Source organism: Nonomuraea sp. 10N515B, from assembly GCF_052245915.1.
Taxonomy (GTDB): Bacteria; Actinomycetota; Actinomycetes; order Streptosporangiales; family Streptosporangiaceae; genus Nonomuraea.
Map to the genome: position 1 here is coordinate 32,157 of NZ_JBQQBQ010000002.1, position 14,129 is coordinate 46,285.

At 71.1% G+C, this 14,129-nt stretch carries 11 protein-coding genes; 8 read left to right on the top strand and 3 right to left on the bottom strand.

Annotated elements, in window-relative coordinates; all coding sequences use genetic code 11:
* The first annotated feature begins 2 nt into the window (after positions 1–2).
* From ACTWQA_RS02555 to ACTWQA_RS02585, 7 genes are all read left to right on the top strand, one after another.
* Entirely contained in the window at positions 3–788 is a 786-nt protein-coding gene (locus ACTWQA_RS02555; RefSeq protein ID WP_443157682.1) for an acetoacetate decarboxylase family protein, read from the top strand.
* Positions 788–2,260, top strand: a complete 1,473-nt coding sequence (locus ACTWQA_RS02560; protein ID WP_443157683.1) for an aldehyde dehydrogenase — start codon at positions 788–790, stop codon at positions 2,258–2,260. Before ACTWQA_RS02555 ends, ACTWQA_RS02560 begins: the two co-directional genes overlap by 1 nt.
* Positions 2,253–3,164 (top strand): 3,4-dihydroxyphenylacetate 2,3-dioxygenase, encoded by a 912-nt coding sequence (locus tag ACTWQA_RS02565; protein WP_327582861.1) that lies wholly within the window; start codon positions 2,253–2,255, stop codon positions 3,162–3,164. Before ACTWQA_RS02560 ends, ACTWQA_RS02565 begins: the two co-directional genes overlap by 8 nt.
* Positions 3,157–4,002 (top strand): fumarylacetoacetate hydrolase family protein, encoded by an 846-nt coding sequence (locus ACTWQA_RS02570; RefSeq protein WP_443157684.1) that lies wholly within the window; start codon positions 3,157–3,159, stop codon positions 4,000–4,002. The genes ACTWQA_RS02565 and ACTWQA_RS02570 overlap by 8 nt, the downstream gene beginning before the upstream one ends.
* Before the next feature lie 100 nt (positions 4,003–4,102).
* Positions 4,103–5,551, top strand: coding sequence for an APC family permease (locus tag ACTWQA_RS02575; RefSeq protein WP_443157685.1), 1,449 nt, complete (start codon positions 4,103–4,105; stop codon positions 5,549–5,551).
* Positions 5,548–7,041 (top strand): aldehyde dehydrogenase, encoded by a 1,494-nt coding sequence (locus tag ACTWQA_RS02580; RefSeq protein ID WP_443157686.1) that lies wholly within the window; start codon positions 5,548–5,550, stop codon positions 7,039–7,041. Before ACTWQA_RS02575 ends, ACTWQA_RS02580 begins: the two co-directional genes overlap by 4 nt.
* Positions 7,038–7,751 (top strand): gamma-glutamyl-gamma-aminobutyrate hydrolase family protein, encoded by a 714-nt coding sequence (locus ACTWQA_RS02585; RefSeq protein WP_443157687.1) that lies wholly within the window; start codon positions 7,038–7,040, stop codon positions 7,749–7,751. The genes ACTWQA_RS02580 and ACTWQA_RS02585 overlap by 4 nt, the downstream gene beginning before the upstream one ends.
* 3 nt (positions 7,752–7,754) lie before the next feature.
* Here the strand turns inward: ACTWQA_RS02585 and ACTWQA_RS02590 are convergent, their stop codons facing one another.
* Positions 7,755–8,339: a MarR family winged helix-turn-helix transcriptional regulator gene (locus tag ACTWQA_RS02590; protein WP_443157688.1), complete on the bottom strand. Its 585-nt coding sequence runs from the start codon at positions 8,337–8,339 to the stop codon at positions 7,755–7,757.
* A gap of 527 nt (positions 8,340–8,866) precedes the next feature.
* Here ACTWQA_RS02590 and ACTWQA_RS02595 point away from each other — a divergent pair.
* Positions 8,867–10,684, top strand: coding sequence for an amidohydrolase (locus tag ACTWQA_RS02595; RefSeq protein ID WP_443157689.1), 1,818 nt, complete (start codon positions 8,867–8,869; stop codon positions 10,682–10,684).
* Between the two features lie 32 nt (positions 10,685–10,716).
* Here the strand turns inward: ACTWQA_RS02595 and ACTWQA_RS02600 are convergent, their stop codons facing one another.
* Both ACTWQA_RS02600 and ACTWQA_RS02605 read right to left on the bottom strand, forming a co-directional pair.
* A complete protein-coding gene (locus ACTWQA_RS02600; protein ID WP_443157690.1) occupies positions 10,717–12,657 on the bottom strand; it encodes an oxidoreductase in 1,941 nt (646 codons plus the stop codon).
* Positions 12,658–12,678: 21 nt separating this feature from the next.
* A complete protein-coding gene (locus ACTWQA_RS02605) occupies positions 12,679–14,103 on the bottom strand; it encodes an alpha/beta hydrolase domain-containing protein (protein WP_443157691.1) in 1,425 nt (474 codons plus the stop codon).
* Between the last annotated feature and the right edge of the window lie 26 nt (positions 14,104–14,129).

Genomic DNA, 14,129 nt, shown 5'->3' on the forward strand with positions numbered 1-14,129 from the left:
GCATGACCTTCTGGTATCCGCACACGGCCACCGGCTGGTCCTCCTTGATCCCCGCACCGCCGTGGCACTACTCCGGCGACCTGCTCACCGTCGAGTACCGTACCGACCCGGCCCGAGTCCGGGAGCTGCTGCCCGAGCCGCTGGAGCTCGCCCCCGAGGACCCCGGCGCGGTCGCGCTCATCTGGGCCGACTGGCAGTCCTGCTCGGCTTCGGGGGAGGAGCTGCTCGACCCGGTACGCGCCCAGTACAAGGAGGCGTTCGCGGTCGTGCGCTGCTCCTACCGGGGGCGCACGTACTCGCGCTGCGTCTACATCTGGGTAGACAAGGACTTCGCTGTCGCCCGCGGGCTCCATCAGGGCTATCCCAAGAAGCTCGGCTCCATCCACCTGACCCGCCCCCACCCGTACGGGCCCGCCCCACGGATCGAACCGGGCGCCCGTTTCGGCGCGACGCTCGCCGCCGCCGACCGGAGGCTCGCCCAGGTCGTGGTGACGCTGCGTGAGCCCGCGGAGAGCAACGGGTTCGTCAACGGCCATCCCATGGCGCACCACCGCCGGCTGCCCTCCGTCGAGAAGGGCGGCGGGCTCGCGCTCGACGAGCTCATCGAGTCCGGCGCGGCCTCCTTCGAAGGCGGGACGCCCTGGCGGGGAGAGGCCGACCTGGAGCTGTTCGAGGCGCCTACCGAGGAACTGGCCCGGTTGGAGATCCACGAGCCGATCGGCGCCTACTACCGCCAGGTCGGCGTCGTGTGGGACGGCGGCACGGTACTCGAAGGAAAGGAACGCTGATGACCGCGCACACCGCGACCGTCGCCGGGATCGCCGTCGACACCCGGCACTGGATCGGCGGCGCCCGCGTCGCCTCCGCCACGACCTTCACCGACGAGTCACCCATCGAGGGCCACGTCCTCGCCGAGATCGCCCGCGGCGGGCAGGCCGAGGCCGAAGCGGCTGTCGCCGCGGCGCAGGCCGCCTTCCCCGCCTGGGCGGCCACGCCGCCCGCCGAGCGCGCCCGCCTCCTGCGCGCGATCGCCGACGGCGTGGACAAGCGCCTGGAAGACCTCGCGATCGTCGAGACCACGGACAACGGCGCGCTGCTGCGCTCGCACCGGCGCGGCGTGATGCCGCGGGTCGCGCACAACTTCCGCTTCTTCGCCGACTGGCTGGAACGCCTCGGGCACGAGGACTTCGACACCCGCGGCCACACCAACCACGTCTCCTGGGACCCGGCGGGCCCGTGCGTCCTGATCACGCCGTGGAACGCGCCGCTGATGCTGTCCACCTGGAAGGTCGCCCCCGCGCTGGCCGCCGGGAACACCGTGGTGCTCAAGCCCGCCGAGTGGTCGCCGCTCACCGCCTCGCTGCTGGCCGACATCGCTGCCGAGGCCGGGCTGCCGGCGGGGGTGCTCAACGTCGTCCAGGGATACGGCGCGGAGGCAGGCGCCGCCCTGGTGGCCCATCCGGGCGTCCGTCGTATCAGCTTCACCGGCTCGGTGCCCACCGCCAAGCACATCGCTCGAGCCGCCGCCGCCAACCTCGTCCCCACCAGCTTCGAGCTGGGCGGGAAGTCGCCGCTGCTGGTCTTCGCCGACGCCGACCTCGACCTTGCCGTGGAGCTGGCGGTCGAGCAGTACGACAATGCCGGGCAAGTGTGCCTGGCCGCGACCCGGCTGCTCGTCGAGTCCTCGATCGCCGAGGAGTTCACCCGCCGCTTCACCGCCAAGGCGGCGGAACTGCGCCAGGGCGACCCGCGGGATGAGGCCACCGACATCGGGCCCAACATCCACGCCCGCCAGCTCGACAAGATCGACGGGTTCGTGCGGCGGGCGCTGGCCGCGGGAGCGCGAGCCGTCATCGGTGGCGGCCCGAACACCGGCCTCGGCGGCCTGTACTACCGGCCGACGCTGCTCGCCGATGTGGCCCAGGACAGCGAGATCGTCCAGGAGGAGGTGTTCGGCCCGGTGCTGACCCTGCAGACCTTCGACACCGAGGAGGAAGCGGTCCGGCTGGCCAACGACACCCGCTTCGGCCTGGCCGCCACCCTCGCCACGGGAGACCGCGCCCGCGCCGACCGGGTCACCGCCCGGCTCGTCGCCGGGACGGTCTGGGTGAACTGCTTCTTCGTCCGCGACCTGCAGGCGCCCTTCGGCGGCTCCCGCGAATCCGGCGTCGGCCGCGAGGGCGGCACCTGGAGCTTCGACTTCTACTGCGACCTGAAGAACACCGTCACCGCTCCGAAAGGATGGAACGGCCATGGGTGAGATCGTCGGGGCGGGCCTGCTGGCGCACGTCCCCACCATCGTGCTGCCCGAGGAGGAACGCAGGGAGCTGAACGAGGGCAAGGAGATCACCCTCGTCACCGGCCTGCGCGAGCTGCGCCGGGAGGTCTTCGAGACCCTCGACTACGACACCGTCGTGGTGCTGGACTCGCACTGGGCCACCACCGTGGAGTTCGTGGTCACCGCGCACGACCGCCGCGCGGGGCTGTTCACCTCCGAAGAGCTGCCGCGCGGCATGTGCCGGATGCCGTACGACTTCCCGGGCGACCCCGAGCTGGCTCACAACGTAGCCTCCTTCGCCGACAAGCACGGCACCTGGATCACCCCGATCGACGACACGTACCTGCCGATCTACTACGCCACCATCAACCTGTGGAAGTTCCTCGGCGAGGGCCTGCCGGACAAGCGGTGGGTCACGATCGGGGTGTGCCAGACCGGCGACATGGAGGACCACCTGCGCCTGGGCCGCGCCCTGGCGGATGGCATCGCGGCTACCCCCGGCCGCAAGGTGCTGCTCATCGCCTCCGGCGCGCTGTCGCACACGTTCTGGCCGCTGCGCGAGCTACGCGACCACGAGGCCAGCGACCCGCGCCACATCTTCACCCCCGAAGCGCGTGCGGCCGATGAGCAGCGCATCGCCTGGTTCAAGCAGGGCCGCCACGACCGGGTCCTGGAGACGATGCCGGAGTTCTGGCGGTTCAAGCCCGAAGCTCGCTTCTCCCACTACCTCATGATGTCCGGCGCTCTCGGGGAGGCGGCCTGCACCGCGCCCGCCCGCCAGTACGGGGAGTACGAGAACTCCGTCGGCACCGGCCAGGTCCACCTCTGGTTCGATCGCCCCGCCGGCGGCTGGACCGTCCCCCGACAGGAGCACGCCCATGCCTGAGTACCGCCGGATCCTGCTCAACGGCGCCGTCGTCGAGACCGTTCGCGAGGGGGACGAGCTCATGGCCGGCGACGGCCGCCGTGTGAAGATCGACGACGCGGTCCATCTGCCGCCGGTCGTCCCCTCGAAGATCATCGCGGTGCACCTCAACCACCGCAGCCGGGTCGAGGAGTTCCAGATCAAGCTCTCGGCCACGCCGACGTACTTCCACAAGCCGACCTCATCGCTCAACGCCCACCGGGGCGAGGTCGTGCGGCCCGAGGGCTGCAAGTGGCTCAACTACGAGGGCGAGGTGGCCATCGTCATCGGCCGGACCTGCCGCAACATCGCTCCCGCCGACGCGGGGGAGTACATCGCCGGCTACACCATCGCCAACGACTTCGGCCTGCACGACTTCCGCGACACCGACGCCGGCTCCATGCTGCGGGTCAAGGGCTCCGACACCCTCTGCCCGCTCGGCCCGGGCCTGGTCACCGACTGGGACTTCCACGGCAAGCACCTGCGCACGTACGTCAACGGCGCACTCGCCCAGGACGGCTCCACCGACGAGATGACGTGGGACATGCACTACCTCGTCGCCGACATCGCCCGCACCATCACCCTCTGCCCCGGCGACGTGCTGCTGTCCGGCACCCCCGCCAACTCCCGTCCCGTCCAGCCGGGCGACCTGGTGGAGGTCGAGGTGGAGGGCCTGGGACGGCTCGCCAACCGCGTCGTCACCGGCCCGGCTCCGATCCGCACCGACGTCGGCGCGCAGCCCAGCGAGTCGGAGGAGGTCCTCTCCACCGCCCTCGGCGGCGACTGGGAGTTCCGCGGCATCCGCCCACCGCGACGCTGACCCTCTTGCCAGACGACGACTCACGCTTCATGATGAGGCGCAACTCGTTTGAGTACAAACGAAACCCCCCTTTTTCTCTCTGCACCGGCAGGTGACTTCAGTGGACTCTTCAACGACGGCCGCGAGCAGCGTGGCCCAGGACCCACCCGCAGCGGGCAGGCTCAAGCCCAACGCGCTCGGCGTGCTCGGCATCTTGTTCTTCGTCCTCTCCGCGCAGGCCCCGCTGACCGGCATCGCCGGTGCGTTGCCCATCGCGGTGGCGCTGGGCAACGGCCCCGCCGCTCCCGCCGCGTACCTCGGAGCGGGACTGATCATCCTGCTGTTCTCGGTCGGCTTCGTGGCCATGGGCCGGCACGTCGTCGGCGCCGGGGCCTTCTACGTCTACATCGGCAAGGGACTCGGCCGGACGGCGGGCACCGCCAGCGCCGCGGTCGCGCTGTTCGCCTACTGCACCATTCAGGCCGCCATGTACGGCCTGTACGGCGCCATCGTCTCCGGCCTCGTCGCCCAGTACACCGGCCTGAACGCCCCCTGGTGGGTCTGGTCCCTGGTCACGATCGCCGTGGTGCAGGCGCTCGGGCAGGCCGGCATCGAGATCGGCGCCAGGGTGCTGGCGGTGCTGGTGCTCGCGGAGTTCAGCATCCTGCTCGCCTTCGCCCTGGTCAGCTTGGTCAAGGGAGGCGGTGCCGAAGGGCTCGGCGTCGTCGAGACGTTCTCGCCGGCCGCCGTCCTCGCGGGCGCGCCGGGCGTGGCGCTGATGTTCGCCGTGGCGTCGCTGTTCGGCTTCGAGGCCACCGCCATCTACGGCGAGGAGGCGCGCGACGCCAAGCGCACCGTCCCGAGGGCCACCTACCTGGCGGTGGCCGTGGTCAGCGCCTTCTTCGTGCTCACCTCCTGGATGCTGATCAGTTCGTACGGCCCCTCGAAGGCGGTCGAAGCGGCGGGCAAGGCCCTGGAGTCCGGCGACTCGGCCGGTTTCGTCTTCGCTCCCGTGGTGGCGGCATTCGGCGGCTGGGCCGGCGAGGTGTTGCCGATTCTCCTGGCCACGTCGTTGTTCGCGGGCCTGCTCGCCTTCCACAACTCCGCCAACCGCTACCTGTACTCGCTCGGCCGCGAAGCGGTGCTCCCGCGCAGGCTCGGATCTCTCAACCGGCGCCACTCGCCGTCCGTGGCGGGCTGGGTGCAGACCACGATCGCGGTGCTCCTCGTCCTGCCGTTCGCCTCCGCCGGGCAGGATCCGGTGCTCACCCTCTTCTCCTGGTTCAGCGGCGTGGCGGTGCTGGCCATGATGCTGATGTACCTGCTCACCTCCGTCTCGGTGGTGGCGTTCTTCCGCCGGGAACGGCTGGACCCGCGGCCGTGGAACACGCTGGTCGCACCGGTCCTCGGGGCGCTCGGCATCGCGGCCGCCATCTGGCTCATCCTCGCCAACTTCCCCACCCTCATCGGCGGCTCGACGACCACGGCGGTGTGGCTGGCCGGTGCCGTACCGGTCGTCTTCCTCCTCGGGTTGCTTGCCGCCGGACGCGTACGAAAGGAAGCTCATTGATCCCCGATGCCGGGCGCGAGGACTGGGCCGCTCGCGCCGAGCGATTGACCCTGCCCTCCCACCACCACATCGACGGCGCCGGCGAGCCCGGCGGGGGCGCGACCTTCAAGGTCGTGTCCCCCCGGGACGGGCGGATCCTGGGCGAGGTCGCCGACGCCGGGCAGGCCGAGGTGGACCGCGCCGTCGCCGCCGCGCGCCACGCCTTCGACCACGGCCCGTGGCCCCGCCTGGCGCCGGCCGAACGCGGCCGCGCGCTGCTCCGGTTCGCCGACCTGATCGAGGAGCACCGCGCGGACCTGGCGCTGACCATCAGCCTGGAGATGGGCAAACCCATCAAGGACGCGTACGAGATCGAGTTGCGTGCCGCCATCTCCACCTTCCGCTGGTACGGCCAGCTCGCAGGCAAGCTCACCGACGAATCCCCGCACACCGCGCCCGACGCCCTGGCGCTGGTCACCCGCGAGCCCGCCGGTGTGGTGGGCGCGGTCGTGCCGTGGAACTTCCCCCTCACCATCGCCTCATGGAAGCTCGCCCCCGCCCTGGCGGCCGGCTGCACGGTCGTGCTCAAACCCTCGGAGCACTCGCCGCTGTCAGCGCTCGCGCTGGCGCGGCTGACCACCGAGGCCGGCCTTCCGCCCGGCGTGCTCAACGTCGTCACCGGCGACGGCCCGGCCGCCGGACGGGCTCTCGGGCTGCATCCGGACGTGGACGTCCTCGCCTTCACCGGCTCCACCGCCGTCGGCCGCCACTTCCTGCGCTACTCCGCCGACTCCAACCTCAAGCGGGTCTGGCTGGAGCTCGGCGGGAAATCGCCGAACATCATCCTGCCCGACGCCCCCGACCTCGACCGGGCCGCGGCCACCGCCGCCTGGGGGATCTTCTTCAACCAGGGCGAGATGTGCACCGCGCCCTCCCGCCTGCTCGTCCACTCCTCCGTCGCCGAACGCGTGACCGAGGCCATCGTCGCCCGGGCCCGCGACCTGCGCATCGGCGACCCGCTCGACCCCGTGACCGAGATGGGCCCCCTCGTCCGCGAGGCCCATGTGGAACGGGTGCTTGACCACGTACAGTCCGGAGTCGCGGCGGGCGCAAGGCTGCTGACCGGCGGATCACGCACCCTGACCGGCACCGGCGGCAGCTACCTGGAGCCCACCGTGTTCGACCGGGTCACCCCCGGCATGCGACTGGCCCGCGAGGAGATCTTCGGGCCTGTCCTGTCCGTGCTGACCTTTGACGATGTGGAGGAGGCGGTCGAGCTCGCCAACGCCACCGACTACGGCTTGGCGGCGGGTCTGTGGACCGCCGACCTGTCCACCGCCCACAAGGTGTCCCGCGCCCTGCGCGCCGGAACGGTCTGGGTGAACTGCTACGAGGAGGGCGACCTGACCGTGCCGTTCGGCGGCATGAAGCAGTCGGGCAACGGCCGGGACAAATCAGCCCACGCCTTGGAGAAGTACACCGAGCTGAAGACCACCTGGATCCAGCTGTGAGACCGCTGATCGCCATTCCCGCCCGCTTCTCCGCATCGGCCTCGGCGCTGCGCCACCGCGCGGAGGTGAGCGCCCGTGCGCTGGTCGAGGCCGTATGGCGCGCAGGAGGCGAACCCGTCTCACTGCACCCGTACGCCCCCGCAGGCGTCGCCGATCCGGTGGAGGTCGCCGGCCGCCTGGCCCGCTTCGACGCCGTCCTGCTGCCCGGCGGCGGCGACCTCGCCCCGCACCGGTACGGCGACCGTACCGCGCACGAGAGCGTCTACGACGTGGACGACGAGCAGGACGGCTTCGACCTGGAGGTGGCCCGCCAGGCCCTGGCCGCCGGTGTGCCGGTCCTGGCCGTCTGCCGCGGCCTCCAAGTGGTCAACACGGTGCTGGGCGGGACCTTGGAGCAGGACATGGGCGGTACGGACCTGGAGCACCGCCATGTGGTGCACCCCGTCGCGGTGCTGCCGGGATCGCTCCTGGAGGGGACGACCGGAGCGCAGAAGGTGAACGCGTCCTGCTACCACCACCAGCGCGTGTCGCAGGTCGGCGAAGGGCTGGTCGTCACGGCCGAGGCGGCCGACGGGACGATCGAAGCGCTCGAAGCCCCTGGCCTGGCCTCCTGGTTCGTCGCCGTGCAGTGGCATCCCGAGGACAACGCGCACGAGGAGAGCGCCCAGCAGTCGATCTTCGACGCCTTCGTCGGTGCGGCCCGATCCTGACCGTCATCTCTTCTCGGGCTGCTGGCGGCGGCGTCCGCTGCGCCGGGGAGCCGGCTCGGCGCCGTCGAGCAGCGCGATCCTGCGCTCCTCACCCTGCTCCTCCACCTGCAGCACGACCTGGCGCAGCCCATTGGCCAGGGCCCGGCAGGCGTCGTCGTCGAGCCGGGCGGTGACGAAGCTCTCCTCGGCGTTGAAGTCGGGGAAGACGCGCCGCATGAGCTCCTCGCCCGCGTCGGTGAGGCTGAGCAGCAGCAGCCTGCCGTCGGAGGGATGCTCGGCGCGCTTGACCAGGCCCCGCGACTCCAGCGTGCGGATGACCCCGGTCAGCGTGCCCTTGGAGATGCCGGCCTCCTCGGCCACGTGACGGCTCTCCGACTCGCCCCAGATCCAGATCACCCAGAGCACGACGAACGCGGTCCAGGTCAGGTCGCTACTCCTCAGGACCGCGTTCTCCAGATGCTGGCGGACCGCGGCGGCGGCTCGGTAGATGTTGGCCACCACCGCCATGCGCTCGTGGCTGATCGGCGTGCCGCCGAGCTTCGCCTCGACCAGCTTCTCCGCCTCGGTGATGGACCGTTGCCCGGGCACGCGGCCCTCCCTACGCCATGAAAACGAAAGTCGTTCGGATCCAAAGTATACGTGCGAGATCCCCGTCGAGAGACTAAATCGCGAACGGCAGGCTGAAGGGCCTCATGCCGGGCATTGAGGCGTCGTTTGGGTCCGTACGATATGCCGCCGATCGGTGATGCGCAAGTCTTGACTTATCGTTTGGACCCGAACATTCTATGGTTCCCATAGCGGACGACGTGGGCGAAACGAGCCCTGCTGCTTCGGCCGTCCGCTCGTGAGGAGTCCGCATGGCAAGCAATGCACTCAGTCGGCGGCAAGTGATGCGGGTGGCGGCGGCCGGATCACGACCATGACCGCGGACGGCGCCGTCGCCCAGGCCATCGCGATCAAGGGCGGCGTCGTGGTCCAGGTCGGTGACGACGGCAGGCGGCCCCTGCGTCCTGGACGGCCACCTTGATCGACGAACGCGGCCGGCTCGCGATGGACGCGCACGACATCCCGACGCTGGCCCCTCCCTGCCTCGAACTCCCCAAAGGGTGATGGACATGCACAACCGATTCGACCGCCGGCGGTTCTTGCAAGGTGGAGCCGCCCTCGCCGCCGCGGGGCTGCTGCCCGCCCCGGCGGCGCAGGCGAACGCCTCCCGAGGGGGCGCCGACCTGGTGATCCACAACGCGCGCGTCCTCGTCCTGGACAAGCGATTCCGCATCGCCCAGGCGGTCGCCGTGAAGAACGGCGTCGTGCAGGCGCTCGGGCAAGGCAGGGAGGTGCTCCGGCTCGCCGACAGGCGTACCGAGGTGATCGACGCGGGCGGAGGGACGGTGCTGCCCGGCATCAACGACTCCCACCTGCACCTCGGCGGCTTCGGCCTGGACTTCCCGCCCTTCACCTACGAGGTCGACACCGCGACCGTCGAGGAGCTCGTCGAGGTGGTGCGCGTCGCCGCCCAGGCGGCGACCACCCCCGACTCGTGGATCCGGGGGCAAGGCTGGAACGACAACCGCCTGCCCCGTCCACCGCGCCGAGCCGACCTCGACCCGGTGTCCGGGAACCACCCGGTGGTCCTGACCGATTTCTCCGGGCACGCGATGGCGGTCAACTCGGTCGTCCTGAGACTGGCCGGGATCACGCGGGACACGGTGCCGCCCGCCGGCGGCGTCATCGAGAAGGACGCGGACGGCGAGCCCACGGGTGTGCTCCGTGAGACCGCGCAGGGCCTGGTGAGCCGGCTGATCCCGCCGTTCACCGACGAGGAGATCTCGCAGGGCATCGACACCGGAATCCGCATCCTGCACAGCCTGGGCATCACCAGTATCACCGAGCCCGGCATCGGACTCGACAGGCTGGCGCTGTACGAGAAGAAAGCCCGCGAAGGAGCCCTCGGCGTCCGCCTCACGGCCCTGCTCTCGGCCGGTGTGGAGCCGCGGCTGCTCCGCGAGACGCTCGCCGCCTACCGGCCGCTGCAAGGCGTGGACCCGCGCCGGCTACGGGTCGCGGGCGTCAAGATCTTCGCCGACGGCATCCCGACCGCGGCCAAGACCGCCTGGTTGCACGAGCCCTACCTCGACGGCAGCAACGGGAGCCTGGTCATCGCCGGCTCCACTGTGCAGGAACAGGTGGCGAACCTGCATGAGCTCATCGCCATCGCCCACGCCAAGGGGCTCCAGATCGGTACGCACGCCACCGGGGACGCCACCATCGACGCGGTCGTCGCGGGATACCTGAAGGCGATGGGACGGCGTGGCGGGGACCCGCGCCACTACGTCATCCACGGTGACCTCACCCCCGAGGCGACGCTGCGGACGATGGCCGGGCGCGGCATCGGCGTGAACATGAACGCGACGATCAAGTATCTGCTGGGCCGCACGCTCGATCCCGTCCTCGGCACCGCCCGCACCGACTACCAGTGGCCCTACCGCACCGCGCTCGACCTCGGCGTCAACGTGACCAGCGCCTCGGACGCGCCTGTGACGTTCCCGACCTGGCTGCAGGGCGTCCAGAGCGCGGTGCTGCGCGAGGGGCGCTTCGGCGGCGTGGCGGGCGAGGCGGAGCGCATCACGGTCCGCGAGGCGCTGGCGACGTACACGCGCACGCCCGCCTGGCAGGACCATGCGGACCGCTGGAAGGGCACGCTCGACGTCGGCAAGGCCGCCGACATCTGCGTGGTCGGCGGTGACATCCTGGGCGTCGACCCGCACGAGCTGATCAACCTGCCCATCGACGCGACCGTGCTGGGTGGGGAGGTGGTGTACCGGCGCAAGGCCTCCGCCGCCGCGTCCACCAGAGCCGCCTCACGATGGCACGCCCGCGGCACCGCCTGCCTGGAGGGCGGGAACTGCTGCTGCCGGATAACGCACGCATAGGGACGCGGTTCAGCTCGAGAGCCGTGAACGGATCACGAGCTGAGGGCCTCGGCGATGGAGCGGGCCGCCTCCTCCGCCGACAGGAAGCACCGATGGATCGAGCCGCCGCTGCCGTCGGCGTCTCCGACGGCGTACACGCCGAGCGGGGGCCGCCGGGCCTGGCAGGCGGCGAGCAGGTCGGTTCGCGGGGTGACGCCGTGGGAGACCAGCAGCGGACCGGATGCCGCCAGCCATGTCTCGCGCCCATGGGTACGGATCAGCAGCCGGTCCGGTTCGATCGCCAGGATCGTGGACTCGAGCAGGATGCGTACGCTCGCGTTGCCGGTCAGCCGCGACACCGTGAGCATCTTGGCGCGACGACCCACGCCGGGCGCGAGAGACGGCTGCGGGCCGACCAACAGCACGTGTGATCCATCGGCGGCGAGATGGTCGGCGACGGCCACGCCTTCGCGGTCGGCGCCCCAGACGACGCACCTGCCGGGTGTGTCCTGACCGAGGGCGAGCCAGTCCCGGATGTCGATCACGTGGGGCAGCCGTATGCCGGGGATCTCGGGCCGGTGGCCGGTGCCTCCGGTGGCCAGCACGATGGCGTCCGGGTCATACCGCGCGAGCTCCTCCTCGGTGACGAGGATGCCGGTGCGGACCGGGACGCCGAGCCGGGTCAGCTCGGCGGCGCACCACTGCAGGATGCCGTGGTATTCCGGGAATGCGTGGAGGCGGGAGGCGAGAGCGAACTGCCCGCCGACCTGGTGCCCGCGCTCCAGCACCTGCACGCGGTGGCCGTGCTCGGCCAGGCGTCGCGCCGTCTCCAGACCGGCCGGGCCGGCGCCGATCACCAGCAACGACGCCTTGACGGCGGGGGCGCTCGGCATCCCGAGATACTCCAGGCCGGCTTCGGGGTTGACCGAGCAAGGGATGGGCTCGCCGGTGCCGAGCTGGTCGATGCAGGAGTTGCAGGCGATGCACGGCCGGTAGGGCTCGTTCGCGAGGGCCCGGCGCGGGAAGTCGGGGTCGGCGTGGAGCGTGCGGGCGAGGGAGACGAAGTCGGCCTTGCCGCCGGCCACGATGGCCTCGGCGGTCTCGGGGGTGCTGATCCGGCCGGCGACGCCGACCGGGAGTCCCAGCGTGCGGTAGCGCTCGGCGTGGGGAGCGAGCAGGCCGCGCTCCCACTCGCCGGGCTGGACGATCCACTGCCCGGCTTCGTAGCAGCCCGCCGAGACGTCGAGGAAGTCCAGCAGGTCCAGGCGGGCGCGGGAGATCAGCTCGAAGGTGCGCTCGGCGGTCAGGCCGCCGTCGAACCCCTCATGGGCGGACAGCCGCAGGCCGACCGCCAGGTCATGACCCGCCTGCTTGCGGACCGTCTCGACGACCAGGTTGAGGAAGCGGACGGGGTCGGCGAACTCGTCGGTACGCAGGTTGAAGGCGGGGGACAGAAACTGGTGCACCAGGTAGCCGTGCGCCCCGTGGAGGGAGATCACGTCCACGCCCGCCTCACGGCACCGCCGGGCCGCCTGGCCATACGCCTCGACGAGGTCGTACACCTCCTCGGCGGCCAGTTCCCGAGGCATCTCGCCGCCGGCCGGACCACACGGGACAGGGGACGGGGCGACCGGCTGATAGCCGTTGACGGCGGCCTGGGCGGTGCGGCCGCCGTGGTTCAGCTCCACACCGAGCAGGGCGCCGGCGGCGCGCACGGCGACGGCCAGCCGGGCGATGCCGGGGATGCGAGCGTCGTCGTCGACCCCCATCTGCCGCAGCCTGCCCCTGCCGTCCGCCCGGACGTAGCTCGCCTCGGTGAATACCAGGGCCGCGCCGCCACGGGCCCGCCGGACCAGGTACTCGACGTAGCGGTCGGTGACGGTGCCGTCGATCTGGCAATAGTTGCGTTCCATCGGTGCCGCGACGAACCGGTTGCGCAGGCGCAGGCGCCCGATCGTCAAGGGAGAGCCGGCGGCCGATGCGCTCCCGGTCATGGTCGTCCTTTCGGTACGTGGTCACCGCCCCACGCGGGAGCGTTCGGCGTCGCGGATGGTGCGGTCGGCGTCCCGCCTGGTGATGAAGCCGTCGCGGAGGTTCCGCTCGGTGACCTGGCGCACCTTGGCCACGTAGTCGCGGTGGCTCGGATACAGCTCGCCGAGGGTGGTCTCGTCGAAGGGGATCCAGGTTCCGCCCTGGCGGCAGGCACTGGCGGTGGCGTCGGTCAGGCCGAGGTTCCAGCCGGTGTTGCGTTCGGTCGGCGCGTCGACGGCCGCGAGCCTGATGCCGCCGCGGACGATCTGGTAGGCGTCCCTGCTCACGGTGGCCGGGCTGGTGGTGACGTCGGTGATTTCCAGCTTGGGGGCCGCGGGCGGCCGCCGGTTCTCCCGCGCCCAGCGTACGGAGTGGTCGAACATCGCGTTCAGCACGTACTCGTACGGGACGTTGCTGCGCGCCGGGGACACGCATGGTGCGGTGGGCCCGGCCAGCAGGCCGGACACGCCGGCGTCCCGGCGCCGGATCGGGTTGTTGACCAGGTAGGCGTGCCGGTCGGAATGCGAGGCGCCGGCGATCTCCCAGTACGTGTAGCGGTCTCTGTCGGTCTGGCGGCGTGCGGCCTGGTTGGCGAGGACGTCGTACTCACTGGCCGTTTTGAAGACCTTCGTGGTCAGGTCGGTGCGGATCTGGGTGCCGCCGTCCACGACGGTGATCACGTCGTAGACGGGCGCGAGCGGGTGCACCGAGTTGGCGTAGACCGCCAGCCTCGAGGCCGATTGGGACTGGCCCGTCGCGATCAGCGTCCTGACCTTCAGGTTGCCGAGGGGACGCGCGCCCTGTGGCTCGGTCAAGGCCTTGGCGGCCTGGCTGAAGACGTCGTAGGCGAGGCCGTCGTCGGTGACGGCGCCGCCGGCGGTCAGGTCGAGGCTGCCGTAGCGGGCCGGGTTCCACGCCTTCAGGCCTGTGGGGGAGTGGACGCCGTTGCGCTGGGCGCTCACGCCCACCCACGCATACCCCTCGTCCAGGATGTGGCGGAACGAACGGGACCACATGACCTCGTAGTCGAAGTTGTTGGTCACGTTGTACCACTCGACGATGGCCGTGCCGTTGAACTTCGCCGGTGAGATCGACCGGCGGACCACGATGCGGGTCCTGTAGGAGTGGCCGCTGTCGACCACCGTGCCGGTGGCCTGGTCGGGTGTGGTGTAGCGGCTGGCCGTGCCGTCGATGAAGTACTCCTCCTCGATATACCCGGCCTTGCCGAGATCCTGGTCGGTGGCGAAGAAGGGGTGGTCGCGGGGCTGGCCGGTGGACGGGATCGGGCCGGTCACGGTGGGGATGGCGGCAGGTTCGCCGACGTGGGCATTCGCGGGAAGGGCGGGTGTAGTGATCAGCGCGAGGAATAACGCACCGGTCTGGGCGGCGATCGACAGTTTGCTGCGCATGTGCACCTCGAGGCCAGGTCCGCCAG